Origin of the sequence: Mesorhizobium terrae (assembly GCF_008727715.1) — a bacterium.
GTDB lineage: Bacteria > Pseudomonadota > Alphaproteobacteria > Rhizobiales > Rhizobiaceae > Mesorhizobium > Mesorhizobium terrae.
In genome coordinates this window covers 5053547-5079774 of sequence record NZ_CP044218.1, presented here as the reverse complement: position 1 = coordinate 5079774, position 26228 = coordinate 5053547, and the positions used below count along the sequence as shown (strand labels likewise).

Below are 26228 nucleotides of genomic sequence, written 5' to 3'. Positions count from 1 at the left end.
CCGGGGCTAGAAGAAACCCTTGCGCTGCCACCAGCCGCCGCGCTTCGGCTTTTCCTCGCCCGCGCCTTCGGTCTCGGTCGTGACGACCGAGGAAACCACCGGCGCGGCGGGAGCCTCGGTGGCGGCCGCCTTGCGGCGCGTCGCGCGTGGCTTCTTTTCGGCCGGAGCTTCCGGTGCTGCCGGCGCCGGCTCGACGACGATCGCGGCGGGCGCTTCGGCAGCGGCGGCCGCCTCAGCTGCTGCGGCTTCCGCCTCGGCCTTCTTCGACTTCGCGGTACGGCGCGGTTTCTTCGGCTTTTCGGCTGGTGCTTCCTCGACCACGGGCGCTGGTTCGGCGACCACCTCGGCCACGGGTGCCTCGGCGACAGCCTCGGCCTTTTCGTCGGCCGCTACGGCTTCAGCCGTCTCGTCGCCGGCCTCGCCGTCTTCCTTGCGGTTGCGCTTGCCGCCGCGCTTGCCGCGCCGGCGCTTCTTAGCCGCGCCATCGTCGTCGGCCTCGGCAGCAGCGCTTGCCTCGGCATCGGCGCTCGCAGCCTCGGCCGCAACGACCTCAACCTCGTCGTCGGCTTCGTCTTCGCCATCAGCCGAGACGGCGTTTCCGTCGTCAGCCGAAGCCGGTGCGGCGTGATCGCGATCCTTGCCGCCACGACGCCGGCGGCGACGACGACGCTTGCGGTCGCGCTGGCTGTCGCCGTCGCGGGCCTGCTGGCTCGCCTGCGGCTGTTCGCTCTCGGCCTCGGCTTCGTCCTCTTCCTCGACGACGATGTCGTCTTCCGGCTCCTCGATCTCGATCGGGATCGGCTGTTGGCGCACTTCGACGAAACCTTCCGGCTTCTCGGCCAGCGCGCCGCGCGTGATCTGGTAATGCTGTGAGCCGACCGTCTCGTCGGCCTCGACGGTGATGGTCAGGCCGAAGCGGCTTTCCAGCTCCACCAGCGTCGCGCGTTTATGGTTGAGAACATAGAGCGCGGTGGCCGCCGGGGTGCGCACGGTAATGTGGCTGCGCGAATCCTTGAGCAGGAATTCCTCGATCGCACGCACGACCAGCAGTGCCACCGACGAATCGGACCGCACATGGCCGGTGCCGCCGCAATGCGGGCACGGCTTCATGGTCGATTCCAGAACCGAGGCGCGAATGCGCTGGCGGCTCATTTCCAGAAGGCCGAAATGCGAGATGCGTCCGACCTGGATGCGCGCGCGGTCGTTCTTCAGGCAATCCTTGATCTTCTTTTCGACGGCCCGGTTGTTCCGGTTCTCTTCCATGTCGATGAAGTCGATGACGATCAGGCCGGCGAGATCGCGCAGCCTGAGCTGGCGCGCCACTTCATCGGCCGCCTCCAGATTGGTCTGGAGCGCGGTATCCTCGATGGAATGTTCGCGCGTCGAGCGGCCGGAGTTCACGTCGATGGAGACGAGAGCTTCGGTCTGGTTGATGATGATGTAGCCGCCGCTCTTCAGCGTCACCTGTGGCTGCAGCATCTTGTCGAGTTGCGCCTCGATGCCGTTGCGGGCGAAAATCGGCGATGTGTCGCGATAGGGCTGGACCATCTTGGCATGGCTGGGCATCAGCATGCGCATGAAGTCCTTGGCCTCGCGATAGCCGTCCTCGCCGGCCACAAGGATCTCGTCGATCTCCTTGTTGTAGAGGTCGCGCACCGAGCGCTTGATCAGCGAGCCTTCCTCATAGACGAGGGCAGGGGCCGTCGACTGCAGGGTCAGGTTGCGGACGTTTTCCCACAGCCGCATCAGATATTCGTAGTCGCGCTTGATCTCCGCCTTGGTGCGGCTTTCGCCGGCGGTGCGCAGGATGACGCCCATGCCCTGCGGCACTTCGAGGTCGGTGACGACTTCCTTCAGCCGCTTGCGGTCCTGGGCGTTGGTGATCTTGCGCGAGATACCGCCGCCACGCGCCGTATTCGGCATCAGCACCGAGTAGCGGCCGGCGAGCGACAGATAGGTGGTCAGCGCCGCGCCCTTGTTGCCGCGCTCTTCCTTGACGACCTGCACCAGCAGGATCTGGCGGCGCTTGATGACTTCCTGGATCTTGTACTGCTTGCGCACCGGCTTGCGGCGGTTGCGGATTTCCTCGAGTGCATCCTCGGCACCAACCGATTCGATCTCGTGTTCGTCGGAATGGGCGACCGGAACCTCTTCCAGCATGCCGCGATCCGAATCGGCGGCGGGCGCGTGGTCTTCGGTCGCGTGTTCTTCGCTGTGATGGGCCTCGTCGCCGATGGTTTCCACCACCTCGACGGTTTCCGAAATCACGTCGACTTCGACGCTGGCCGCGATCGAGCCGCCCTTGGCGCTCTCGTTCTCGCCGTCGCCATTGGTCTCGACGCCTTCATGGGCGTCATCAGAGGCCTCGGCGACGCTGTCGTCGCCGTTTTCACCGTTTTCGCCGGTCGAGGCGTCGCGCTTGCGTTCGCCGCGCTCGCGGTTGCGGCCGCGACGTCTGCCGCGACGTCCGCGGTTGCGGTCCTGGCGCTCGTCGCCGTCGCCATTCTCGTCGTCTTCCTCGTCCTCGGCCTGCTCGGCCTCGGCGCGCAGCAGCGCCTGACGGTCGGCGACCGGGATCTGGTAATAGTCGGGATGGATTTCGGAGAAGGCGAGGAAGCCGTGGCGGTTGCCGCCATATTCGACGAAAGCCGCCTGAAGCGATGGCTCTACACGCGTTACGCGGGCGAGGTAGATGTTTCCTTTGAGCTGCTTCTTGTCTTGCGATTCGAAGTCAAATTCTTCAATGCGGTTACCGCGAATGACGACGACGCGTGTTTCCTCCGGGTGGGAGGCATCGATTAGCATCTTGTTGGGCATTATTGTGTTTCCTCCCGGCAGCCGCCAGCGGCGGCGAGCGGAACGATGTCCACTGCCGTGATGCTGCGTTTGCGTGCGTGCCGGATATTTGATCGTCCGCAGTGGGCCGCTTCAGGGTGATGGCGGTGCCGCCCGCAGCCATGATGGCGCGGTTGAATGCGGACCTTTCCAATATAGTGCCTGAAACCGTCAAAACCGAACGGACCTTTTTGAACCAAAGCCCGGAAAACCGGACCAGCTTGTTTGCTCATGTCGAGCCGGCGCGGGACAACCCATGCCGTTTTCCTGCCGCAGCTGCTTCCCCCGCCTTGGGTGGGCACCTGCGAAAATCGTCGCGATCGACTGCCATCCTGTCGCTTTGAGCGAAAGAGCCATCCTGCCTGTGGATTGCAGCGGAATGCTGCGCGGCGAGGAGGCTCCGGGATTGCAGAGACCCACTGTCGCTTTTATGATTTGGAGCGGTCGAAGGCAACCCCGATTTCCATGCCGGCAAAAAGCCGGGGCGGAACGGAAAACGCCCGCGAAAAGGCTTGGTTAACCTTCTCTGGATACCAATCGTTAATCGAGTTCGCGGCCTACCTGCGTGTGTGAACAACCGCCGGCGAGCACGTCGACCCGGAAGCGACTGGAATTGAAATGGGGCTGCAGCCAATCATACACAAGGGTCTCGACCGCCTGGCTGCCTTGTTGTGCGCGCTTTTCCTCGCTGTCACCTGCCTTGCCACCCCTTCCGTTTCGCATGCCGCCGAGGCGTCTATCGCGGCCAACGGCTATAAGATGGCCGGCGATGCCACCAAGATGCGCATCGTCATCAACTTCGATCGCGAGCCGAACCCGAAATGGTTCCTGCTGCGCGGACCGCACCGCCTTGTCGTCGATCTTCCCAACACCAAGCTTTCCTTCAGCGCCAAGGATTTGAAGGCCCGCGGCCTCGTCAAAGGCGTGCGCTACGGTCTGCACGACGCAAACACCTCGCGGCTGATCCTGATCACCAAGGGGCCGTTCCACGTCGACAAGCTGGACGTGCTCAAGAACGAGGACGGCTCGGGCTATCGCATGGCGCTCGACATTTCCGCGGTTTCCGACAAGGAATTTGACGCTGCGCTGGCGGACCAGGCCTTGACCACCGCCTCGACCGTCGCGCCCGACAAGCGCGAGCGCCTGGCGAAACCTGTCCCGGTGGCGGCGAGCCACCGCTTCACGGTGGTGCTCGACCCCGGCCATGGCGGCGTCGACGGCGGCGCCGAGGGGCTGAACGGCACAATCGAAAAGGATGTCACGCTCGCTTTCGCCAAGGAATTGCGCGACAAGCTGGTCGCCGAAGGCAAGTACGATGTCTCGCTGACGCGCGACGACGACACCTATCTGCGCCTCGACGATCGCGTGCGCATCGCCCGCCAGCGCGGCGCCAACCTGTTCATTTCCATCCACGCCGACACGATCCGCCTGAAGGGCATCCGCGGCGCCACCGTCTACACGGTTTCCGACAAGGCGTCCGACCCGGAAGCCCAGGCGCTCGCCGCCCGCGAAAACCTGTCCGACCAGTTCGCCGGCATGGAGATCAAGGAAGAGAGCCAGGAAGTCACCGACATTCTGATCGACCTGATCCGCCGCGAGACGCATTCCTTCTCGATGGGCTTTGCCCAGACACTGGTTGGGCAATTGTCGACGAGCGTCGGCCTGATCAACAACCCGCATCGCTTCGCCGGTTTCCGCGTGTTGAAGGCGCCTGACGTGCCTTCCGTGCTGGTAGAGCTTGGCTACCTGTCAAACGCCAAGGACGAGGCCCAGCTCACCGACCCGGAATGGCGCGGCAAGGCCGCCGACAGCATCGCCAAGGCGGTGTCGTCCTTCGCTGCTTCCCGTGTGAACGCCGGCGGCTGATGCCGCCTAGATCGCAGCCGTGATGATGTGTGCCTGGATCTTGGCGGTAAGTTCGCCGCTGCCATATTTCTCCGCGATCGCGGTTGCAACGTAATCGGTCGCCGCTTCCAGCTTTCCCGCATCCCTGGCTTCGATTTCGCTGCGAAGAACAGTTCCCTGGCAATAAGCTACGGCCAGAAGGCGGGGCGAGGGGGCACGGCTCTGCTCGGCTTTCGTCTCGGTCGCGACGTGGGAAAAACCCACGCTCTCCAATTCGCGGCGTATCAAGGCCGTGTCGTGGTAGCCGTGCGGCGTGCGCGCCAGGAAGCGCGGCGGATCATCCGGAAAAAACCTTGCGAGCGCGTTGGTCACGTCGTTCCCGAAGGCATTCTCCTCGATGCGATCCCATACATTGAACAGAAAATGCCCTCCCGGTCTCAGCACCCGCCTTGCCTCGCGATAGGCGGCAGGGCGATCGGGAAAGAACATCGCGCCGAACTGACAGCAGACGAGGTCGAAGGTCGCATCCTCGAACGGCAGCGCCAATGCATCCGCCTGGCGCCATGTGATGCGGCTGTCGGCGGCCTGTCGCGATGCGGCGTAGTCAAGCATTGGCTGGTTGAGGTCGGTGACGACATAGCGCGCGTCGGTGGAGAGTTTCGGCGCCAATGCGCGGGTGACGGCTCCGGTGCCTGCGGCGACTTCCAGGACGGCGACGGGCGACAACGACGCTGCACGTTGAGCAAGATCCGCGGCATACGGCGCGAAAATCAATGGCACCATGTAGCGGTCGTAGTTTTCCGGGATGGAGCCAGCAAATAGCTTGTCTGCTTCCAACATGACGATCACCCACCGTCTGTCCGATGATGCGCGAGACTAGCACGGAACTGTTTGCTTCGCGCCGTTTTTGACCGCGAGGGCACAACGGCGCGGCAATTGAAGATGCGAAGGGCGCGCGCTCTTTTCCTCGGCGTTGCGTCAAGACAACACCGGATGATATTCTTTGGCCAATTGACCAGTAAGTTGGCTATTGCCGCAATTTGCCCACATCGCCGCGACAAAGGGTGGCGAGCGAGCCGGGACTGTTCCCGGGACTTGCGTGGCAAACGGTATCGTTTATGGCGTCTCGGGCAGGAACCGTCGCCGAGATTGCCGTGGTGCATAGGTGATGCGTGGGTTTGTTCGGGAAATCGATTCCGATTTCCGGGACCATGCGCTAGGGAAATCCTGAGCCACGGACTGGAGCGGGCATGATTCGTCTTATCGGCTATTTCTTCGGCATCGGCACGATGCTGGCATTGGTGGCCGCGGCGGTTGTCGCGATGTATGTCGGCAATCTGGCCAAGCAGCTGCCGGACTACGAGGTCTTGGCCAAATACGAGCCGCCGGTGACCACCCGTATCCACGCCTCCGACGGCGCGCTGATGGCGGAATATGCGCGCGAACGCCGCCTCTATCTGCCGATCCAGGCCGTGCCGGACCGCGTCAAGGCCGCGTTCCTTTCGGCGGAAGACAAGAATTTCTACAGCCACCCCGGCATCGATATCACCGGTCTCGGCCGCGCCATCATCGTCAACGTCCAGAACTGGGGCTCGCGCCGCCCGGTCGGCGCCTCGACCATCACGCAGCAGGTGGCGAAGAACTTCCTGTTGACCGCCGACCAGACGATGGACCGCAAGATCAAGGAAGCGCTTCTCGCCTTCCGCATCGAGCAGGCCTATTCCAAGGACCGCATCCTCGAGCTCTATCTGAACGAAATTTTCTTCGGCCTGGGCGCCTACGGCGTCGCCGGCGCCGCGCTGACCTATTTCGACAAGTCGGTGAACGAGCTGACCGTGTCCGAGGCCGCTTATCTCGCCGCATTGCCGCGCGGCCCGTCCAACTACCATCCGTTCCGTCACACTGAGCGCGCCATCGAGCGCCGCAACTGGGTGATCGACCAGATGGTCGAGAATGGCTACGTCACCAAGGAAGAGGGCGCCAAGGCCAAGGCCGAGCCGCTCGGCGTCAAGCCGCGCCGCAACGGCACCTATTTGTTCGCCGGCGAATACTTCACCGAGGAAGTGCGCCGCCAGATCATCTCCCGCTATGGCGAGAACGCGCTCTATGAGGGCGGCCTTTCCATCCGCACGACGCTCGATCCCAAGCTGCAGCTCATCGCCCGCAAGTCGATGCAGAACGGCCTGATGAAGTTCGACACGCTGCGCGGCTATCGCGGCCCGGTGACGAAGATCGACGTGTCCGGCGAGTGGGGCGTGCCGCTCGGTGCCGTCAAGGGCCTGAGCGACGTGCCGGAATGGTCGCTGGCCGTCGTGCTCGACAGTTCCGACAAGGGTCTCAGCATCGGCCTGCAGCCGGACCGCGCCGCCTCCGGCGATCTGGTCAAGGAGCGGGTCGAGGGAACGATCACCCGTGACGACATGAGCTGGGCCATGCGCTACAAGCAGGGCGACAAGACGCTGAAGGCAAAGTCGCCTTCGGAAGTGCTGAAGCCGGGCGACGTCATCTTCGTGCAGAAGAAGGACGACAGCGGTTCCGACTACCTGTTGCGTCAGGTTCCCGAGGTCGAGGGCGGTCTGATCGCCATGGACCCGCATACCGGCCGCGTGCTCGCCATGGTCGGCGGCTTCTCTTATGCGGCGTCGGAATTCAACCGCGCCACCCAGGCGATGCGCCAGCCGGGTTCGTCGTTCAAGCCGATCGTCTATTCGGCGGCGCTCGACAACGGTTATACGCCGGCCTCCGTCATCATGGACGGGCCGATCACCATCCAGACCGGCAACACCACCTGGACGCCGAAAAACTATGACGGTGGCTCGGCCGGCCCGGCGACGCTGCGCTCCGGCATCGAGCGGTCGCGCAACCTGATGACGGTGCGGCTTGCCAACGACATGGGCATGAAGCTGGTGGCTGAATATGCCGAGCGTTTCGGCGTCTACGATCACCTGGCGCCTTATCTGCCTATGGCGCTGGGTTCTGGCGAAACCACCGTCATGCGCATGGTCTCGGCCTATTCGATCATGGCCAATGGCGGCAAGTCGATCAAACCGTCGGTCATCGACCGTATCCAGGACCGCTACGGCAAGACCGTTTTCCGCCAGGACGAACGGACCTGCGAAAACTGCAACGCCACCGAGTGGAAGAACCAGCCCGAGCCTGATCTGGTCGACAATTCCGAGCAGGTGCTCGACCCGATGACTGCCTACCAGATCACCTCGATGATGGAAGGCGTCGTCCAGCGCGGTACGGCTGTTACCATTTCGCAGCTCGGCTATCCGATCGCCGGCAAGACCGGCACCACCAATGACGAGAAGGACGCCTGGTTCATCGGCTTCACGCCGAACCTCGTTGTCGGTCTCTACCTTGGCTACGACACGCCCAGGCAGCTGGGCAAGGGTGTCACCGGCGGCGGTCTGGCCGCGCCTGTCTTCAAGGACGTCATGCGCGAAGCGCTGGTCGGCCAGCCGAAGATCGAGTTCAAGATGCCGGACGGCATGACCCAGGTCGCTATCAACCGCAAGACCGGCATGCGTGCCGCCGAAGGCGATCCTGCCACGATCATGGAAGCCTTCAAGCCCGGCACCGGTCCGGCCGACAGCTACTGGGTCATCGGCATGGGCACCGACGGCTCGAACGGCCCCGGCACGGGATTGTCGCCGCAGGCTTCGCAAGCCATCCAGTCGGGTGGCGGCGGCCTCTACTAGTATCCTGGACAATGGCTTTGGGCCGGCCTCGCGCCGGCCCATTTCGCTTTACAGGGAGCAGGGCGATGCCTATGTATCGCGCCGACTTGGGCGTGTCGGGATTCATGCCATGGCGAGCCGCCATCTGCGGTCCGACATCGCTCTGATCTCAACAGGCCCCGAAACAGCCGGCCATCGGCTCAAGAAAACCGGAAAAGAAAAGCACCATGCGCGCGGAAACGCAGAACATCGTCGACGAGATCAGGCAGGCCGTAAGCCTGCTGAGGAGGCATCTTTGACTGGGATCAAGCGGTAAAACGGCTTGAATACCTGAACATCCGCGCCGAGGACGCCAGCCTCTGGAACGACCCGCAGGAAGCGCAGAAGCTGATGCGCGAGCGGCAGAGCCTGGAAGAAGGCATCGGCACGGTCAAGGGCGTCACCCAGGCGCTCGAGGACAATATCGGCCTCATCGAACTCGGCGAGGAAGAGGGCGACGAGAGCGTCGTCCAGGAAGCCGAGACGGCAATCCGTTCGCTGGCCGGAGAGGTCAGGGCGCGCCAGATCGAGACGATGCTGTCGGGCGAAGCCGACGGCAACGACACCTATCTGGAAGTCCACGCCGGCGCCGGCGGCACCGAAAGCCAGGACTGGGCGAACATGCTGCTGCGCATGTACACGCGCTGGGCCGAACGGCGGAAGTTCAAGGTCGAGGTGCTCGAAGTCCATGACGGCGAAGAAGCCGGCATCAAGTCGGCCACCGTGCTGATCAAGGGCCACAACGCCTATGGCTGGCTGAAGACGGAATCGGGCGTGCACCGCCTGGTGCGTATCTCGCCCTACGATTCCAACGCGCGTCGCCACACCTCGTTCTCGTCGATCTGGGTCTATCCGGTCATCGACGACAACATCCAGATCGATGTGAGCGAATCCGACGTGCGCATCGACACCTATCGTTCGTCCGGCGCCGGCGGCCAGCACGTCAATACGACAGACTCGGCCGTGCGTATCACGCACATCGCGACCGGTATCGCGGTTGCCTGCCAGGCCGGCCGGTCCCAGCACCAGAACCGCGCCAAGGCGTGGGAGATGCTGCGTTCGCGCCTTTACGAGGAAGAGCTGAAGAAGCGCGAGGCGGCTGCCAACGCCACCGAGGCGGCGAAGACCGAGATCGGCTGGGGCCACCAGATTCGCTCCTATGTTCTTCAGCCCTACCAGCTGGTGAAGGACCTGCGCACCGGGGTCGAATCGACCAGCCCGTCCGACGTGCTCGACGGCGACCTCGACGACTTCATGGAAGCGTCGCTGTCGCAGCGCATCGAGGGTGGCGTCGGCCAGGCTGTCGCCGACCTCGATTAGAGTTTAGTCGCGGGACAAACGATATCAGGCGCCGGTCGAAAGGCCGGCGCTTTTCATTATTTGGCAGAACCGTTCTTGAACCGCCTGCCGATGACCCAAACAGGCTTCGCAGAGGACTGTTGAGGAGCTGGCGTCCGGCGCAAAGCACGCTGGACATTTCGCCTGTGTCCGCAGAAGCTCCACTGCAATTCGCGCGATGGGGGACTCGGCGAAATTGGGAGCGAAATCTGTCGGACCGATCCTGGTTCCGACAGCACTGTCGCTTACGGCGAGCGTGCCCAATGGGCACCGAGGAGGCGCCAGTGCGTTACGTCTTGCTTCTCATTCCCTGCATATTGGCGGTCATTGCGCCGTTTTATAACGCGGTCGATCCGAGACTGTTCGGGTTCCCGTTCTTCTACTGGTTCCTGCTGGTCCTGATCCCGGTCTCATCACTGTTCATCTACCTCGCATCCAGGGTGGGCCGGTGATGATCGACAATCTCAACTGGCCGGCGACCATCGTTTTCGTCTTCTTCTTCGCCCTGGTCACCATCCTCGGCTTTGTCGCCTCGCGCTGGAAAGCCGGCGACCTCGACCAGTTGCACGAATGGGGTCTGGGCGGGCGCCGCTTCGGTTCCTGGATCACCTGGTTCCTGCTCGGCGGCGACCTCTACACCGCCTATACGGTGATCGCGGTGCCGGCCCTCGTCTACGCCGTCGGTGCCTACGGCTTCTTCGCCGTGCCCTACACGATCCTCATCTATCCGTTCATCTTCCTCACCATGCCGCGCTTGTGGAATGTCACCCACCGGCGCGGTTATCTGACTGGCGCCGACTACATACTCGGCCGCTACGGCAACAAATGGCTTGAGCTGGCCGTCGCTTTCACCGGCCTGCTCGCCACCATGCCCTATATCGCGCTGCAACTCGTCGGCATGGAGATCGTCATCCAGGCGCTCGGCTTCTCCGGGCAGGGGATATTGTCGCACCTGCCGCTCACCATCGCCTTCGTCATCCTCGCCCTCTACACCTACAAGAGCGGGTTGCGGGCGCCGGCGATGATCGCCGTCGTCAAGGACGTGATGATCTACGTCTTCGTCATCGCAGCCGTGATCATCATCCCGATACAGCTTGGCGGCTATGGCGCGATCTTCGACGCGGCCGCGACCGTCTTCCAGGCGAAAAACGACGCCGCCATTGCCGCAGGCAAACCGGCCGCGACAGGCCTTATCCTGCAGCCGCAACAGATCTGGCCGTTCATCACCCTTGCGCTGGGTTCGGCGATGGCGCTGTTCATGTATCCGCATTCGATGACCGGCGTGCTCTCGGCCTCCGGCCCGAAGGCGATCCGCCGCAACGCCATCGCCCTGCCGGCCTATTCGCTGATCCTCGGCCTCATCGCGCTGCTCGGGCTGATGGGCCATGCGGCAGGCATCAAGGTCGACAATGCCCAGCAGGTCGTGCCCCAGCTGTTCCTCAAGCAATTCCCGGCCTGGTTCGCCGGCTTCGTTTTCGCTGCCATCGCCATCGGTGCGCTGGTGCCGGCTGCGGTGATGTCGATCGGCGCCGCCAACACCTTCACCCGCAATGTCTGGAAGCCCTTTGTCGAGCCGGACCTGTCGGCGCGCCGCGAAGCCTTCCTTGCCAAGCTGGTGTCGCTCATCGTCAAGATCGGCGCGCTGGCGGTGATCATTTTCATGCCGACCAAATTCGCCATCGACCTGCAATTGCTCGGCGGCGTCTGGATGATCCAGATTTTCCCGGCGCTGATCTTCGGTCTCTACACGCGCTGGTTCGGCGGCTGGGCCCTTTTGATGGGCTGGATCGCCGGAATGGTGCTCGGCACCTGGATAGCGTTCTCCTACGCGCTGACTCCGCTCACCCCGCTCTGGTCGGGTTTCGCGGTCTATACCGGGCTGCTGGCGGTGCTGGTCAACATCGCGGTCAGCGCGGTGTTCTCGCTGATCCTGCCCAACGACGCGCCGGACGAGACGCGCGACGCCGACTACGAGGACGCCCGGGCGGCCTCCTGACGTTAAGTTGTCAGGAGGGCCCCTCTATGGTGTGTTGCGGCCTGGTTGCCGCGCCACGGAAGGAGAGACATGATGATCGTCAAGGGAAGCTGTCACTGCAAGGCCACGACATTCGAAGTGTCGGATGCGCCCGGGACGGTGACGCAGTGCACCTGTTCCTTCTGTTCCAAGCGCGGCGCGCTCTGGGCCTACTACACCCCGGACCAGTTCAAGCTGACCAGCGCGCCGCAGAACGTGAGCTTCTATCGCTGGGGTTCCAAGACCATCAAACACGGCTTCTGCGCCGTCTGCGGTTGCGGCACCTTCACCCAGACGCCGGACTGGTCGACCGGAGAGCCTGACTTCGACAACCCCAAGATCAGCGTCAACGCACGCCTGTTCGACGATTTCGACCTCGACGAGGTCGAGGTGGTCGTGATCGATGGCAAAAATCTCTGGTGACGGGCCGAAGATCGTTTTTTCCCCTCATCGAAAAATTGGCCGAAGCGCCGGGCAAATCCCCGGTGCTTGCCATTTGGTGTTCCGGTTTTCGCCGCAATTCGTGCTAGAAGCGCGTCTAATCAGTGGCCCGGCCGGCGAGTCGCGGCCGCAGCTTGGAGAGGGGTATCCCATGAAGAAGACAGTGCTCAGCCTGGTGGCCGTTGCCGTGCTGGCCAGCGCCTGCACCACCGATCCGTATACGGGCGAGCAGAAGGTTTCCAACACCGCGGGCGGCGCCGTTCTCGGCGGTCTCGCGGGTGCAGCACTTGGCACCTTGGCCGGCGGTAACGACCGTCGCAATGCCTTGATCGGCGCCGGCATCGGCGCGCTGGCCGGCGGTGCCATCGGCTCGGTGATGGATCAGAACGAGAATGCGCTGCGCCAGCAGCTGGAGGGCACCGGCGTCTCCGTCACCCGCGCCGGCAACCAGATCATCCTCAACATGCCGTCCGACGTGACGTTCAACACCGACCAGGACGCGGTGAAGGCGACCTTCTATCCGGTGCTGAATTCGGTGGCCCTGGTGCTCAAGAAGTACAACCAGACGACAGTCGACGTGTTCGGCCACACCGATTCCACCGGTGGCGCCCAGCACAATTTCGACCTGTCGCAGCGTCGCGCGCTTTCGGTCGCGAACTACCTGTCGGCGCAGGGTGTCGATTCCCGGCGCTTCGCCGTCACCGGTTTCGGTGCGACGCGCCCGGTTGCGCCCAACAACACCCCTGCCGGCCGCGCGCAGAACCGCCGCGTCGAAATCCAGCTCTCGCCGCTCACCTGAGGCAGGGCGATTCACGCATACAAAAACGGCCCCGTTTCGGGGCCGTTTTTGTCTGTCTCGATGGTGGGGCTTGAGCCGGTTTTCGTAGCGGCGCGATCAGACCTTCGCCACGATCTTCATGAAAGCCGGCATGTCGTCGCCGAAACCAACGGTGGCGTCGTTCTCTTCCTCGCGGCGGCGATGCGGACGCTGGTCGCGCTGCGGCCGGGGGTCGGGCCGCTGTTCCTTGCGGCCGGCGTTCTCGGTGCGGATCGCATCCTTGCGCGCGCGGCGCTCGTCATTTTCGACAGCCGGCGCATCCGCCACGGCCTGTTCTTCGGTGTTCTCGTTGGCGGCGCGCTTGTCGTCGCGCTTGCCCTTGCGGCGGTCGTCGCCATCCTTGCGGCCGGCGCGGCGCGGCGCGCCACGGCCGCGGCGCGGCGTTTCGCTATCGTCTTCCTTGACGACGAGGGTCGACATGTCGCCGTCATGCCATTCGATCTGTTTGCCGATCAGCTTCTCGATCGCGTCGACATATTTCCCGTCCGACTTGGTCACGATGGTGAAGGACTTGCCGGAACGGCCGGCACGGCCGGTGCGGCCGATGCGGTGGACGTAGTCCTCGGCATGGATCGGCACATCGTAGTTGAAGACGTGGCTGACATCGGGGATGTCGAGACCGCGCGCCGCGACGTCCGAGGCGACCAGCAGCTTCAGCTTGCCGTCGCGGAAGTTGGACAGCATGGTCATGCGGGCGCGCTGGTCCATGTCGCCATGCAGCGCACCGGCATTGAAATCGTATTTCACCAGCGAGCGGAACAGCTCCGAAACCTCGACCTTGCGGTTGCAGAAGATGATGGCGTTCTTCAAGCCGTCTTCTTCCTGCCGGATCAGATCGCGCAGCACCTCGCGTTTGTCCCACGGCTTCGAGCCGGACTTGACCAGGCGCTGGGTCACGGTGTCGGCGGTCGTGGCGGCCTTGGCAACCTCGACGCGGACCGGCGCGTGCAGGAACTTTTCCGTCAGCTTTGTGATCTCGGGCGGCATCGTCGCCGAGAAGAACAGCGTCTGGCGGGTGAACGGGATCATCTCGCAGATGCGCTCGATGTCGGGGATGAAGCCCATGTCGAGCATGCGGTCGGCCTCGTCGATGACGAGGATCTCGACACCATTCAGAAGCAGCTTCCCGCGCTCACGATGGTCAAGCAGGCGGCCAGGCGTGGCGATGAGAACGTCGGCACCGCGCTCCAGCTTCTTGTCCTGCTCGTCGAACGAGACGCCGCCGATGAGAAGCGCGATGTTGAGTTTATGGTTCTTGCCGTATTTGACGAAATTCTCTTCGACCTGCGCGGCGAGTTCGCGCGTCGGCTCCAGGATGAGCGTGCGCGGCATGCGGGCCCGGGCGCGGCCCTTTTCCAGGCGCGTCAGCATCGGCAACACGAAGGAAGCGGTCTTGCCGGTACCGGTCTGGGCGATGCCGAGCACGTCCTTGCCGGTCAGCGCGTGCGGGATCGCGCCGGCCTGGATTGGCGTCGGCTGTGTGTATCCGGCATCGGTGACGGCAGAGAGGACCTTTGGCGAGAGGCCGAGGTCGGAAAAAAGCAACGCTTCTTGAGCGGTCTGGGTGTCTGAGGACAAGTTTTGCTGTCTTTGGCTTGTATTGGGAGCGCGGCGGCTTCCGTCGCGGCAGACGCCCCGCGTCTGCGATATGCTGCACGGCGATAGGCGCAAGTCCGCGTTTTGTCAACACAAACGGGCCGGAAACCGCGCGATTGCGTGGGTCAACCTTAATGTGGGGCCGCGAAGCACGCCGTCAAGGCGGGCGGGACGCTCAATAGCGGAATTGTTCGGCGAGAATGCGCTCGTCCCAGGAATGGTTGGGATCGAACAGCAAAGTGGCGGTCGCGGTCAGCGATTCCCGCACCGTCACCGAGGTCACCGCCTTCACTTCCGTGTGGTCGGCGGCGGCGTTCACCGGACGTTTTTCCGCCTCGAGGATGTCGAAGCGCACCGTCGCCCGGTTGGAGAGCAGCGCGCCGCGCCAGCGCCGCGGCCGGAACGGGCTCACCGGCGTCAGCGCGAGCAGCGGCGCGTCGAGCGGCAGGATGGGGCCGTGGGCGGAGAGATTATAGGCGGTCGAGCCGGCCGGCGTGGCGATCATGACGCCGTCGCAGCTCAATTCCTCCAGCCTGACATGGTCGTCCACCGCGATCCGGATCTTGGCGGTCTGATAGGACTGGCGCCACAGCGCCACCTCGTTGATGGCAAGCGCCGAGACGGTCTCGCCATCGGCGCCGGTCGCCACCATTTCGAGCGGGCGGATGGTTTCGGGCACGGCCTTCGCGATGCGTTCGGGCAAGTTCTTCTCACGGAACTCGTTCATCAGGAAGCCGATCGTGCCGCGGTTCATGCCGAAGACGCGCTTACCCGTGCTCATCGTGTCGCGCAGCGTCTGCAACAGGAAGCCGTCGCCGCCCAGCGCCACGATCGTATCGGCTTCGTCCACCGGAGCCTGGCCATAACGGGCTGACAGCCGCTCGAGCGCTGCCTTGGCGTCGTCGGTGTCGGAGGAAACGAAGGCGAGGCGGCTTGCGGTGTTCGTCATGGTCCCCGGCTGGCGATTGGTGATCCTCGGCATCGCCCGTCGCGGGGTAGCATGCGTGATGCGTGCCTGCAAAGGGTGTGACGCGGGCGGTGGTGACGATGTTGCCGCTCCCGGACCAGAACCGCGGCATCGCGACCCTGCCGAAAACATGGTTAAAACCTGTCTTAATTTTTCGGAAATTTGCTTTGGTCATGCTAAGGACAGCAATCGGGAGGCGGGGGCCACATTTTCGAGAGCTGCGCTTTGCCCTTGTCACGCCTGATGATCCTGTTCCTGATGCTCGGCTCGTTTGCCGTCATGTTCTCAATCGTCGTCAGGGCTTCGGACCAGATGAATGAACCCGTCGTCTCGAAATGCAGCGGCATCCTGATGCCGTGCCTGAACAAGCGCTGAAAAGGCAGTCGGGAAGGGTCGAAACCACGGGATTCGCGAGGGCGGTAGCCCGTCGCTCCATCGGAGCGGCAAGCGAAACAAGCTGAAGTGGGATCGGGAATGGCGCACCTCTCCGGCGCAGGATCGAACCCGCGGGATTCGCAAGGACGACTGTCCGTCGGCCCAACAGGCCGCCCCATCGGAGCGGTGAGCGAAGCGAACTCGCGTGAGATAGAGAAAATGGTGCCCCCGGACGGGATCGAACCGCCGACCTTCGGTTTACAAAACCGCTGCTCTACCAGCTGAGCTACAAGGGCACGGCGCTCCGGTTAGCATATTTGCCGTTCCAGTAAAGATATTTGTCGACGCCGCGCGTGTCGAGATTTGGGCATTTGCCGCCACCGGCATGAAATCGGCGGGCTCCATGCCTATATCCTTTGCTGGCGCTCCTCGTGGGCGTCGTTGCGCGGGGATTGGTGATGCTCCGGATCGTCTTTGTCGTCCTGATCGTGCTGGCCGTGTGGGTGCTGGTCATGAAGCTGTACAACGCCGTCAAGGGGGCGAATGTCGACTGGACCGGCGTCAGCTTCGTCATCGGTTTCATCGTCCTGGCATTCTGGCTGCGCCACGTCACCGGCATTGGCTGAGGACGACGGTCAGTCCGGCGCGCTGCCGCCGATCATCTTGGTCACCTCCGCCGCCGCGTCGCGCACCAGGGGGCCGATCTCGGCCAGGCGGTCCGGCGTGACCCGAGCGGTCGGTCCCGACACTGAAACACCGCCGACCGGCTCGCCGAACTCGTTGAAAATGGCGGCCGCGACGCAACGCATGCCGAGGTTGCGCTCTTCGTCGTCGACCGACCAGCCGCGTTCGCGGATCGTCTTCAGGTCGAGCGCCAGCGCGGGCAGGGTGGACAAGGTCTTGCCGGTGAAGGCCTCGAGCCCGGCCTTGCGGCTGATGGCGGCGACGCGGTCGCCGTCGAGATAGGCCAGCACCGCCTTGCCGATACCCGACGCATGGAACGGGCTGCGCGTGCCCGGCCTGAAGAAGGCGCGGATCGCCTGATGCGTCTCGACCTGGCTGACGAAAACCACGCAATCATCCTCGGCAAGACCGAGATTGGCGGTTTCGCCGGTCCTTTCCATCAATTCCTGCATGACGATGCGGGCGCGGTCGACCAGCTTGCGGCGACGCAGGAAGGCGGCGCCCATGCGATAGGTCTCGACCCCGATCGACCAGAGCTGGTCGCTCTTGTCGAACTCGACCATGCCATGCGCCTCCAGCGTGGTCAGCATGCGATAGGCGGTGGAGGCGGCGATACCCGACGCATTGGCGATCTCGGAGAGCGACAGGCCGCTGCCTTCCGCGACGATGGCGAGGATGCGCAGCGCGCGGTCCAGGGATTGCACCTGCGCCGCATCCGACGGGGCATTGAAGGCGCGCGGACGGCCGCGCTGGCGTTTTTCGGTCGGTTCCATGCCGGCATTGTCACCGTTATCGGCCGAACTTCAATAAAAAAGTTTTTCATATCGTGGCGAGGACAATTATCTGGAAAACGAATAATCGTTTAGAAACAATTAGTAGTCGAAGAAATTGAAAAATGAAAAAATATTCTGGAAAAATTGAAAAATAGCCTCGGCGCTGGCAGACTCCGGTCATTCGAACATCACTCGGTTTGGAGGGCTTACACATGGCCAGGATGCGCGCCGTCGATGCGGCTGTTCTCGTTCTCGAGAAGGAGGGGATCTCCTGCGGTTTCGGCGTGCCCGGCGCCGCCATCAATCCGTTCTATTCGGCGCTGAAAGCGAGGGGCACCATTCGCCATGTGCTGGCCCGCCACGTCGAGGCCGCCTCGCATATGGCGGAAGGCTACACCCGCGCCAAATCAGGCAATATCGGCCTGTGCATCGGCACCTCCGGCCCGGCCGGCACCGACATGATCACCGGCCTCTATTCGGCTTCGGCGGATTCCATTCCGATCCTTTGCATCACCGGCCAGGCGCCGCGTGCCCGCCTCACCAAGGAAGATTTCCAGGCCGTCGACATCGCGGCGATCGCAGCACCCGTCGCCAAATGGGCGGTCACCGTCATGGAGCCTTATCTGGTTCCGATGACGCTGCAGAAGGCGTTTTATTTGATGCGTACGGGCCGTCCGGGCCCGGTCCTGGTCGACTTGCCGATCGACGTTCAGCTTGCAGAGATCGAGTTCGACATCGACGCCTATGAACCGATGACGGTCGCCAAGCCGGCCCTGACCCGCGGCCAGGCCGAAAAGGCGCTGGCCATGCTGAACAAGGCCGAGAAGCCGCTGATCGTCGCCGGTGGCGGCATCATCAACGCCGACGCTTCCGACCTGCTCATCGAATTCGCCGAGATCACCGGCGTTCCGGTCGTACCCACGCTGATGGGCTGGGGCGCGATCCCGGACGATCACCGCCTGATGGCCGGCATGTGCGGCCTGCAGACCTCGCGCCGCTACGGCAACGCGACCATGCTGGAGGCCGATTTCGTCTTCGGCATCGGCAATCGCTGGGCCAATCGCCACACCGGCTCGGTCGATGTCTACACCAAGGGCAAGAAGTTCATCCACATCGACATCGAACCGACCCAGATCGGCCGCGTCTTCGCGCCGGACCTTGGCCTGGTCTCCGATGCGGGCGCGGCGCTGAAAGCGCTGCTCGACGTCGCCACCGAGTGGAAGACGGCCGGCAAGCTGCGCGACTGGTCGGGCTGGGCGAAGGAATGCCAGGCTCGCAAGAAGACCATGAAGCGCAAGACGCATTTCGACCAGGTGCCGCTGAAGCCGCAGCGCGTCTACGAGGAGATGAACAAGGCGTTCCCGCGCGACACCACCTACGTCACCACGATCGGGCTCAGCCAGATCGCTGGCGCGCAGTTCTTGCATGTCTACAAGCCGCGCAACTGGATCAATTGCGGCCAGGCCGGCCCGCTCGGCTGGACTTTGCCCGCGGCCCTTGGCGTCCGCGCTGCCAACCCCGACGCCTATATCGTCGCGCTGTCGGGCGACTACGACTTCCAGTTCATGATCGAGGAGCTGGCCGCCGGTGCCCAGCACAAGCTGCCCTACATCCACGTCGTCGTGAACAACGCCTATCTCGGCCTTATTCGCCAGGCACAGCGCGGCTTCCAGATGGACTTCGAGGTCTCGCTTGCCTTCGAAAACCAGAACAGGAAGGATGATCCGCAGGCGGGCTACGGCGTCGACCATGTCGCGGTTGCAGAGGCGATGGGCTGCAAGGCGGTTCGTGTCTCGAAACCGGAAGAATTCGCCGGCGCCTTCAAGGAGGCGGAGCGGCTGATGCAGGAACATCAGGTTCCGGTCGTGCTGGAATTCATCCTGGAGCGTGTCACCAACATCTCCATGGGCACCGAGATCAACAACATCACCGAGTTCGAGGACCTCGCCGAGAAGAACGAAGACGCCCCCACCGCGATCGTGCTGCTCGATTGAATCAGTTTCTCAACGCGTTGACTCAAATTCCAAGGAAGTTCCGCTATGCCACGGTTTTCAGCCAATCTTTCGATGCTCTTCAACGAGCACGAATTCCTCGATCGCTTCGATGCGGCGGCTCGCGCCGGCTTCAAGGGTGTCGAATACATCGCCCCTTATGACCATGCGCCGGAGGCGGTCGCCGCGCGCCTGAAGAAGAACGGCCTGACCCAGGTCCTGTTCAACCTGCCGCCGGGCGACTGGGCCAAGGGCGAGCGCGGCATCGCCGTTCTCCCCGAGCGCATCCACGAATTCCGCCAGGGCGTGGCCAAGGCCATCACCTACGCCCATGCGCTGGGCTGCGAGCAGATAAACTGCCTGGCCGGCATCGCCCCGGCTGGCGTCGCTTCCCAGGCACTGGAGAACGTTTTTGTCGAAAACCTCGGCTTCGCCGCCGAGAAGCTGGAGCAGGCCGGCATCAAGCTTTTGATCGAACCGATCAACACGCACGACATTCCGGGCTTCTTCCTGACCAACACCAGACAGGCGCTCGACATCATCGCGCGCGTCAATTCGAAGAACCTCTATCTGCAATACGACATCTACCACATGCAGGTCATGGAGGGGGATCTCGCCCGGACCATCGAGGCCAATCTCGGCCGCATCGCGCATATCCAGCTGGCGGACAATCCCGGACGCAACGAGCCGGGGACGGGCGAGATCAACTATCCCTTCCTCTACGACCACATCGACCGCATCGGCTATTCGGGCTGGATCGGCGCTGAATACAAGCCGAAGGCCGGCACCGAGGCAGGCCTCGGCTGGTTCAAGCCATTCGCCGGCAAGGGCAGCGCAGCGGCCTGACCGGGTTCACGGATATTCCCCTCGCTGGCACGGCGCGAGCCTGACAGCCGCGAGAACGACCGACATCGAAAGGAAAATGACAATGGAAAAGATCGGTTTCATCGGCCTCGGCATCATGGGCGCGCCGATGGCGGGACACCTGCTCGACGCGGGCTACGAAGTGGTCACGACCGATCACTTCGCCAAGCCGTCGGCCGAGCTTTCGGCCAAGGGCATCAAGGTCGTCACCGGCAATGACGCGGTGGCGCGCGCGGCCGACATCATCATCGTGATGGTTCCCGACACGCCGCAGGTCGAGGAGGTTCTGTTCAGCGCCAAGGGCGTCGCCGAAGGCTTGTCGAAGGGCAAGCTCGTTGTCGACATGAGCTCGATCTCGCCGATCTTCACCAAGGAATTCGCCGCCAAGGTCAAGACGACGGGTGCCGATTATCTCGATGCGCCGGTGTCGGGTGGCGAAGTCGGCGCCAAGGCTGCTTCGCTTGCCATCATGGTTGGCGGGGAGGAAGCCTCGTTCGAGCGCGCCAAGCCGATCTTCGAGCGGCTGGGCAAAAACATCACGCTGGTCGGCCCGAACGGCTCCGGTCAGACCGCCAAGGTGGCCAACCAGATCATCGTCGCGCTGACCATCGAGGCCGTCGCCGAAGCGCTGGTGTTCGCCTCCAAGGCCGGTGCCGATCCGGCCAGGGTGCGGCAGGCGCTGATGGGCGGGCTCGCCAATTCGCGCATCCTCGAAGTGCATGGCGATCGCATGGTCAAGCGCACCTTCGCGCCGGGCTTCCGCATCGAACTGCACCAGAAGGACCTGAACTTGGCGCTGGAGGGCGCGAAGTCGCTCGGCGTCGCGCTTCCGAACACATCGACCACGCAGCAGCTGTTCAATTCCTGCGCGGCCAATGGCGACGCCAGGGACGACCACTCCGGCCTCGTCAAGGCGCTGGAGCGCATGGCCGGCCACGAGGTGGCTTAGGACTAAGGGAACCTCTCCCCTGAGCGCATCCTTCTCGGGTGCGCTCCGTTTTGAGGTCCGCCGCAATACGTCTCCCTGCCTTGGGTCGTGCCTGGGGGAGACGGTGCCCCCGGCGGTGCAGGAGAGCAGGGTTCCCGATTGCGGTTCACCTTGGGAGTGGCGGACCGCCTCTTGATCCACCTCGTTTTGCCTTGCGGCGGGCGAGGTGGATCAAACCGATCTCGATGCGGTATCGGCGTGCCGCCAATCAGGCCGCCAGATGCTCGCAGCCGATTTCCGTTCAGGCGCAAGCCCTTGCCCTCGTTTCCCAACGCGAGGGCATTCTTTTTGGCGAGGCGATGTTTGCTCAGCCGAGAAAGCGCCGCACCGCGTAGAGCGCAACCGCCGCCGCGTTGGAGACATTGAGCGAGCGGATGACGCCCGGCATGTCGAGCCTGGCCAGCGCCGTCACCGTCTCGCGGGTCTTCTGGCGCAGGCCTTTTCCTTCCGCGCCCAGCACCAGCGCGATCTTCTCGCCCGAGAAAGTTTTTTCGAGCTCCGCCGCTCCGTCCGAATCGAGGCCGATCGTCTGGAAACCGGCCGCGTGCAGTTCGCCGATGGCGTCGGCCAGGTTCTTCACCTCGATATGGTCGATATGCTCCAGCGCGCCGGAGGCGGATTTGGCCAAAACGCCGCTTTCCTGCGGGCTGTGGCGCGCGGTGGTGATCAGCGCGCCGGCGCCGAAGGCCACGGCCGAGCGCAGTATAGCGCCGACATTGTGCGGGTCGGTCACCTGGTCGAGCACCAGCACCAGCCTGGTGTCGCCAAGCGCATCGAGCCGCTTCGGCTTGAGCGGCTCGGCCTCGATCAGCACGCCCTGGTGCACGGCGTCGGAGCCGGTCACCTTGTCGATCTCGCGCGGCTCGACCAGTTCGGCCTTGAAGGGCAGGGCGGCGATGTCGGCGATGCCCAGCCGCTCCAGCGCGTTGCGTGTCACCAGCATGGAGCGGATGCGGCGGCCGGGATTGTCGAGCGCGGCGCGCACCGTGTGCAGCCCGTAGAGCCTGACCAGCCCGTTGGCCGCGGCTTCACCGGGCCCGACCTTAGGACGCGGCCGGAAGGCGGGCGCGCCGCCGCTCTTTTCGTCGCGATGCGCGCGCCGCAGCTTGGCGTAGTGCGTGTCTTTGGCGGTGCCGGTTTTCTTATCGTCTGTCATGGGGCCTCTATAGCGGTAGTGGCGGCCTTTGCCCATATTTCGATGGTGTTCGGCCGGCTAACTGCACAAGACAGATGCGCAAGCCAAAACTTGCCATGAAAAACAATCACAGTGCGGTTGACACATAAGGTACCAGCCGCCATAAGGCACCCGGTTTCCGGCCCGGTATCGGGCAGGCCGGCTCCTTCAACGGAGCATGGCAACGGTTACGGGAGAATGTCCCGAGCGGCAAAGGGGGCGGACTGTAAATCCGCTGGCTACGCCTTCGTAGGTTCGAGTCCTACTTCTCCCACCACTCTTTCCTTTAAGGAATTTCGCTTGACGACCACGCCGCGCCCGACTGCGGCGCAGCGACGAAATTTCTCGCGGAACGGGCTTTTAGAACGCCGCCATCTCATCTATGGATGCGGACGCGGCGCGGGTGTAGCTCAATGGTAGAGCAGCAGCCTTCCAAGCTGAATACGAGGGTTCGATTCCCTTCACCCGCTCCAAATCTCCCATGGAAATCAGCGCTATTTTGCGATTTGGCTCGCTGAGCTGGTCACTGCCGTTTCACGGACGTACCACTGCCTGAGATTCGACCTTGCAGCCGCTGCGGCGCGATTTCCTTTAGGCTGTTGTCGTGGAGATATCGCTGCGCAATGACGGTGTTTTGAACAAATGCTGAGCGGGAGGATATGTCTCGGCGCGTGGCGCCTGGCTCTGTTTTTGCCAGGCGACGGAACGGTTCGGATCGGTCTGGCGGAAATGTCAGCCGCGGCTATCCGCAACGGCCCGCAACACCTTCTGTCCAAGGTCATTTGCCTGGGCGCAGCGTTCAATCCGGTAGACGGCCGCCGGTGGGATGTTGCGGAGGGTGCGGCCGATATGCACCGCCCTTAGATTGAGCGGTTTGAGGATGCGGTCGGGTACGGGGCAGCGCGGACCGTAGGTGAATTGATAAAAGGCACCGCCAGGCTTCAGATAGGTAAAGGCGCCGGAAAGGATGGCGATGACCTTGTGGGTGGGCATCGACAGAAGCGGCAGGCCGCTGATGACGGCGCCGACGTCGGGCCGCGAGAACAGGCCGGCCCTGCCGAGATCGGCGGCATCCATGTTCACGACGCGCGCGTCGGGGAAACGGTGCTGGAGCAGCGTGGCGAACTCCGCGCCATATTCGATGAGCGTCAGATCGCGCTGCTGCAACCCGCAGGCAATGAGGGCGCGGGTGAAAGCGCCGGTGCCCGGCCCTAATTCGATAACCGGTCCGCTCCCTGAGGTGAGTTCCTTGGTCATCAGCCTGGCCAAGGCCGGGCTGGATGGCGCGACGGCGGCGACGCGCAAGGGTGCGGTAAGCCAGGCGCGAAGAAAGGTGATGATGTCGGACTGAAACATGGTGATCGGCTCTGCGGGTCTGAGGGGGTTCCAGACCCTCGTCGCAAGCCGCTCTGGCATCTGCATTGCACGGCGACGTCATGTTGCCGCAAGGTTCAGGGCTTACGGGCCAGGAGCTTCTCGGGATGTTTTGGCGGTTTGCCCGAGCGAGCCGACGCTCCAGGCACCATCTTGCGCCGCGGTCACAAGCGCGCTGCCGGCAAGCAGTCGATCCATGATTGTTGGGGCCGCGCCTTGGCGATCGGGTCCACCAAGCGGCTTTGAGAAGGACAATCATGCGGCTGCTTTTGGTGGAGGATGAGCCGGAATTCGCCTCGGCCCTTTGCGCGGCGCTGAAGAAACACGACATGATCGTCGACCGTGCACTGACCGTCGCACAGGCGATGGACATAGCCATGGCAGGCGTTCACGGCGCCGTCCTGCTCGACAGGCGCCTGCCCGACGGCGACGGCCTCTCCCTCATTCCGTTGCTCAGGGGGCATGGCAAGACCATGCCGGTTATCGTGCTGACGGCGCGCGGCAACCTCGCCGAACGCATCGCCGGCCTGGACGGCGGCGCCGACGACTACCTGGCCAAGCCCTTCGCCCTGGAGGAATTGCTGGCCCGGTTGCGCGCCGTCCTCAGGCGACCGGGTCACGTTCAGCCCGACACGCTCGGGCTTGGGCGGCTGACGCTCGACGTCGACCAGCGCGACGTGCGCGTCGACGGCATGCCGCTGGATTTGCCGCGCCGTGAGCTTTTGGTGCTGGAGGCCCTGATGCGCCGCATGGGGCGCATGGTGCCCCGCCCGGCATTGATGGAGGCGGTATTCGGCCTGGACGACGATATCCAGGCCAACACTCTGGACACCCACATCTCCCGTCTGCGCCGCAAGCTGCTCGACGCCGAGGCGGGCGTTGTCGTCAATGGCATCCGCGGCGTCGGTTATGTGCTGCGAGAAGTTCCATGATCACTGCCGAGCGAATTCCAAGCGCCATACAAGGCATTAAGGAAAACATCTCCGGTCATATCGGGCGGCAGATCAGGCGGCAAAGCGGCCGATCCGCGAGACCGGTCCGCACGCTGAAGCGACAATTGATCGTGCGCTTGCTGACACTGCAGGCAACCATCTTGCTTGCGGTCATGGCCGTGCTTTTCTGGTCGGGCAATCTCTTCGACTTCAAATCCCCCGACAACACCATCGAAATTCTCGGCCCCGCTGTGGAACGCGCGCCCGGCGGCGCGCTGAAACTGCGGCAAACGGCCGACATCATCGCTCTGCGAACCGCGATACCCGATTTGTGGTTTGTCATTCACGACCGGCGGGGTGATCGCCTTGTCGAAGGCGTCGTTCCGCCGCAATTCAGCGCCATCGGCGATGCGCTCGACGATATCGGCCAGGCAAGGCTTGGCTGGAACATATGGGACCCGGCCGATCTGCCGACGGCACGGGTTCGCTGGATCGACACGGCCGCCGGCGAGGTCCAGATCATGACCGGCTCGGCAGCGGCGGCGCCTGCGCACATAATCGTCTTAGGCATTTCGCTGGTGTTTCTGAAGCTCGTCGTGCCGATCATGATCATCATCGCGGTCGGCGTTCTTGTTGCCACCCCGATTGTGGTGCGTGGTGCGCTTGCCGGGCTGAGCGATGCGGCAAAACAGGCTGCAAGCATCGATATCGACCGCCACGCCACGCGCCTTTCAGTGGACAACGCCCCCTCGGAGGTGCTCGCCCTGATCAAGGCCATCAACGATGCGCTGGGCAGGCTCGACGAGGGCTATGAACGCCACCAGCGTTTCCTGGCGGATGCCGCACATGAACTGCGCACGCCGGTCGCCATTTTGAGCATGCGCGTCGCGGCCCTGCCGACCGGTTCGGAAAAGGCGCGGCTGGGCGAAGATGTTGCGCGATTGGCGACCCTGACCGAACAACTCCTCGACCTGCAGCGCCTCGACAAGCAGGCCGACCGTTTCGCGCCTGTCGATCTCGTCGCTATCGGTCGGCAGGTCCTGCTCGACATGGGCCCGCTCGGCTTTTCGGCGGGCTATGAGATGGAGTTCCACACCGATATCGAACACGCCGTCGTTTCGGGCGACCAGCTTGCATTGGAACGGGCGCTGACCAACTTGCTGCAAAACGCCATCGACTATGGCGGCAGACGCGGCACCATTACAGTGCAGATATCGGCTCCAGCGACAATCGAAGTGCGTGATCAAGGCGCCGGCATTCCGTCAAACGATCGCGAGCGGGTATTCGAGCCGTTCCACAGATTGCAGCCACACGGTCAGGGGACCGGCCTGGGCCTCAACCTCGTCAAGGCGATCGTCGAACTGCATGGCGGGCGCGTGATGGTAGCCGACGCTCTGGCGAAGGGAGCCTGCCTGCGCATGATTTTCCCGCCAGTTTCCAGGTGCCCGGAACGTCAAAGCGATAGTTAGCGAGAAGC

The 26228-nt window shown here is 63.5% G+C and carries 21 protein-coding genes and 3 tRNA genes; 16 read left to right on the top strand and 8 right to left on the bottom strand.

The annotated features are described in order from the left end of the window. Nucleotides 1-6: 6 nt before the first annotated feature. Nucleotides 7-2817 carry an Rne/Rng family ribonuclease gene (locus tag FZF13_RS25590; RefSeq protein WP_024926532.1) on the bottom strand — a complete coding sequence of 937 codons (2811 nt, stop codon included), beginning with the start codon at nucleotides 2815-2817 and terminating at the stop codon, nucleotides 7-9. Nucleotides 2818-3453: 636 nt separating this feature from the next. Here FZF13_RS25590 and FZF13_RS25585 point away from each other — a divergent pair. After that, the gene (locus tag FZF13_RS25585) at nucleotides 3454-4701 is read left to right on the top strand and encodes an N-acetylmuramoyl-L-alanine amidase (RefSeq protein WP_024926531.1); all 1248 of its coding nucleotides are present in this window, start codon (nucleotides 3454-3456) and stop codon (nucleotides 4699-4701) included. Nucleotides 4702-4707: 6 nt separating this feature from the next. Here the strand turns inward: FZF13_RS25585 and FZF13_RS25580 are convergent, their stop codons facing one another. Further along, nucleotides 4708-5520, bottom strand: a complete 813-nt coding sequence (locus FZF13_RS25580; protein WP_024926530.1) for a class I SAM-dependent methyltransferase — start codon at nucleotides 5518-5520, stop codon at nucleotides 4708-4710. 410 nt (nucleotides 5521-5930) lie between these two features. Here FZF13_RS25580 and FZF13_RS25575 point away from each other — a divergent pair, with 410 nt between their 5' ends. The 6 genes from FZF13_RS25575 (at nucleotide 5931) to FZF13_RS25550 (ending at nucleotide 12994) form a co-directional block, all read left to right on the top strand. Beyond that, nucleotides 5931-8384 carry a penicillin-binding protein 1A gene (locus tag FZF13_RS25575; RefSeq protein WP_024926529.1) on the top strand — a complete coding sequence of 818 codons (2454 nt, stop codon included), beginning with the start codon at nucleotides 5931-5933 and terminating at the stop codon, nucleotides 8382-8384. Between the two features lie 206 nt (nucleotides 8385-8590). Next, a protein-coding gene (gene prfB, locus FZF13_RS25570) for a peptide chain release factor 2 (RefSeq protein ID WP_137900470.1) occupies nucleotides 8591-9722 on the top strand; the annotation gives its coding sequence in 2 pieces (ribosomal slippage) (nucleotides 8591-8656 and nucleotides 8658-9722; 1131 coding nt in all). A 302-nt stretch (nucleotides 9723-10024) separates the two neighbouring features. Next, entirely contained in the window at nucleotides 10025-10192 is a 168-nt protein-coding gene (locus FZF13_RS25565) for a DUF3311 domain-containing protein (RefSeq protein ID WP_161773076.1), read from the top strand. Beyond that, nucleotides 10192-11736: a monocarboxylate uptake permease MctP gene (mctP, locus tag FZF13_RS25560; protein ID WP_024926527.1), complete on the top strand. Its 1545-nt coding sequence runs from the start codon at nucleotides 10192-10194 to the stop codon at nucleotides 11734-11736. The genes FZF13_RS25565 and mctP overlap by 1 nt, the downstream gene beginning before the upstream one ends. Before the next feature lie 72 nt (nucleotides 11737-11808). Next, complete coding sequence (locus tag FZF13_RS25555) at nucleotides 11809-12177, top strand: GFA family protein (RefSeq protein ID WP_024926526.1); 369 nt, start codon at nucleotides 11809-11811, stop codon at nucleotides 12175-12177. 169 nt (nucleotides 12178-12346) lie between these two features. Then, a complete protein-coding gene (locus tag FZF13_RS25550) occupies nucleotides 12347-12994 on the top strand; it encodes a YiaD family glycine zipper/OmpA-like lipoprotein (protein ID WP_024926525.1) in 648 nt (215 codons plus the stop codon). A 96-nt stretch (nucleotides 12995-13090) separates the two neighbouring features. Here FZF13_RS25550 and FZF13_RS25545 read toward each other — a convergent pair whose 3' ends face one another. Beyond that, nucleotides 13091-14611, bottom strand: a complete 1521-nt coding sequence (locus FZF13_RS25545; RefSeq protein ID WP_024926524.1) for a DEAD/DEAH box helicase — start codon at nucleotides 14609-14611, stop codon at nucleotides 13091-13093. A 193-nt stretch (nucleotides 14612-14804) separates the two neighbouring features. Next, nucleotides 14805-15578, bottom strand: a complete 774-nt coding sequence (locus FZF13_RS25540; protein WP_024926523.1) for an NAD kinase — start codon at nucleotides 15576-15578, stop codon at nucleotides 14805-14807. A 243-nt stretch (nucleotides 15579-15821) separates the two neighbouring features. Between FZF13_RS25540 and FZF13_RS29085 the strand changes: the two genes are divergently transcribed. Next, nucleotides 15822-15971 (top strand): hypothetical protein, encoded by a 150-nt coding sequence (locus tag FZF13_RS29085; RefSeq protein WP_162835314.1) that lies wholly within the window; start codon nucleotides 15822-15824, stop codon nucleotides 15969-15971. 220 nt (nucleotides 15972-16191) lie between these two features. On the opposite strand, the gene FZF13_RS25535 is transcribed toward FZF13_RS29085, so the two are convergent. Further along, a tRNA-Thr gene (locus tag FZF13_RS25535) sits at nucleotides 16192-16267 on the bottom strand. Nucleotides 16268-16429: 162 nt separating this feature from the next. Between FZF13_RS25535 and FZF13_RS29080 the strand changes: the two genes are divergently transcribed. Then, on the top strand, nucleotides 16430-16597 hold the full coding sequence (locus FZF13_RS29080; RefSeq protein ID WP_162835315.1) for a hypothetical protein: 168 nt from the start codon (nucleotides 16430-16432) through the stop codon (nucleotides 16595-16597). A gap of 9 nt (nucleotides 16598-16606) precedes the next feature. On the opposite strand, the gene bhcR is transcribed toward FZF13_RS29080, so the two are convergent. Further along, nucleotides 16607-17428, bottom strand: a complete 822-nt coding sequence (bhcR, locus tag FZF13_RS25530; protein ID WP_024926522.1) for an HTH-type transcriptional regulator BhcR — start codon at nucleotides 17426-17428, stop codon at nucleotides 16607-16609. A gap of 212 nt (nucleotides 17429-17640) precedes the next feature. On the opposite strand from bhcR, the gene gcl reads away from it, so the two are divergent. From gcl to FZF13_RS25515, 3 genes are all read left to right on the top strand, one after another. Then, nucleotides 17641-19422 carry a glyoxylate carboligase gene (gene gcl / locus FZF13_RS25525; RefSeq protein ID WP_024926521.1) on the top strand — a complete coding sequence of 594 codons (1782 nt, stop codon included), beginning with the start codon at nucleotides 17641-17643 and terminating at the stop codon, nucleotides 19420-19422. Nucleotides 19423-19467: 45 nt separating this feature from the next. Continuing rightward, the gene (gene otnI / locus FZF13_RS25520; protein ID WP_024926520.1) at nucleotides 19468-20265 is read left to right on the top strand and encodes a 2-oxo-tetronate isomerase; all 798 of its coding nucleotides are present in this window, start codon (nucleotides 19468-19470) and stop codon (nucleotides 20263-20265) included. Between the two features lie 82 nt (nucleotides 20266-20347). After that, nucleotides 20348-21232 carry a 2-hydroxy-3-oxopropionate reductase gene (locus FZF13_RS25515; RefSeq protein ID WP_024926519.1) on the top strand — a complete coding sequence of 295 codons (885 nt, stop codon included), beginning with the start codon at nucleotides 20348-20350 and terminating at the stop codon, nucleotides 21230-21232. A 346-nt stretch (nucleotides 21233-21578) separates the two neighbouring features. Here the strand turns inward: FZF13_RS25515 and FZF13_RS25510 are convergent, their stop codons facing one another. Next, nucleotides 21579-22427, bottom strand: coding sequence for a TrmH family RNA methyltransferase (locus tag FZF13_RS25510; RefSeq protein WP_024926518.1), 849 nt, complete (start codon nucleotides 22425-22427; stop codon nucleotides 21579-21581). A 210-nt stretch (nucleotides 22428-22637) separates the two neighbouring features. On the opposite strand from FZF13_RS25510, the gene FZF13_RS25505 reads away from it, so the two are divergent. Next, a tRNA-Tyr gene (locus tag FZF13_RS25505) sits at nucleotides 22638-22722 on the top strand. Nucleotides 22723-22844: 122 nt separating this feature from the next. Beyond that, nucleotides 22845-22918 (top strand) — tRNA-Gly (locus FZF13_RS25500). Between the two features lie 259 nt (nucleotides 22919-23177). On the opposite strand, the gene FZF13_RS25495 is transcribed toward FZF13_RS25500, so the two are convergent. Continuing rightward, nucleotides 23178-23801, bottom strand: coding sequence for a class I SAM-dependent methyltransferase (locus tag FZF13_RS25495; RefSeq protein ID WP_024926517.1), 624 nt, complete (start codon nucleotides 23799-23801; stop codon nucleotides 23178-23180). Between the two features lie 275 nt (nucleotides 23802-24076). Between FZF13_RS25495 and FZF13_RS25490 the strand changes: the two genes are divergently transcribed. Both FZF13_RS25490 and FZF13_RS25485 read left to right on the top strand, forming a co-directional pair. Beyond that, complete coding sequence (locus tag FZF13_RS25490; protein ID WP_024926516.1) at nucleotides 24077-24751, top strand: response regulator transcription factor; 675 nt, start codon at nucleotides 24077-24079, stop codon at nucleotides 24749-24751. A 131-nt stretch (nucleotides 24752-24882) separates the two neighbouring features. Next, on the top strand, nucleotides 24883-26220 hold the full coding sequence (locus FZF13_RS25485; RefSeq protein WP_307420660.1) for a sensor histidine kinase: 1338 nt from the start codon (nucleotides 24883-24885) through the stop codon (nucleotides 26218-26220). Nucleotides 26221-26228 lie beyond the last annotated feature (8 nt).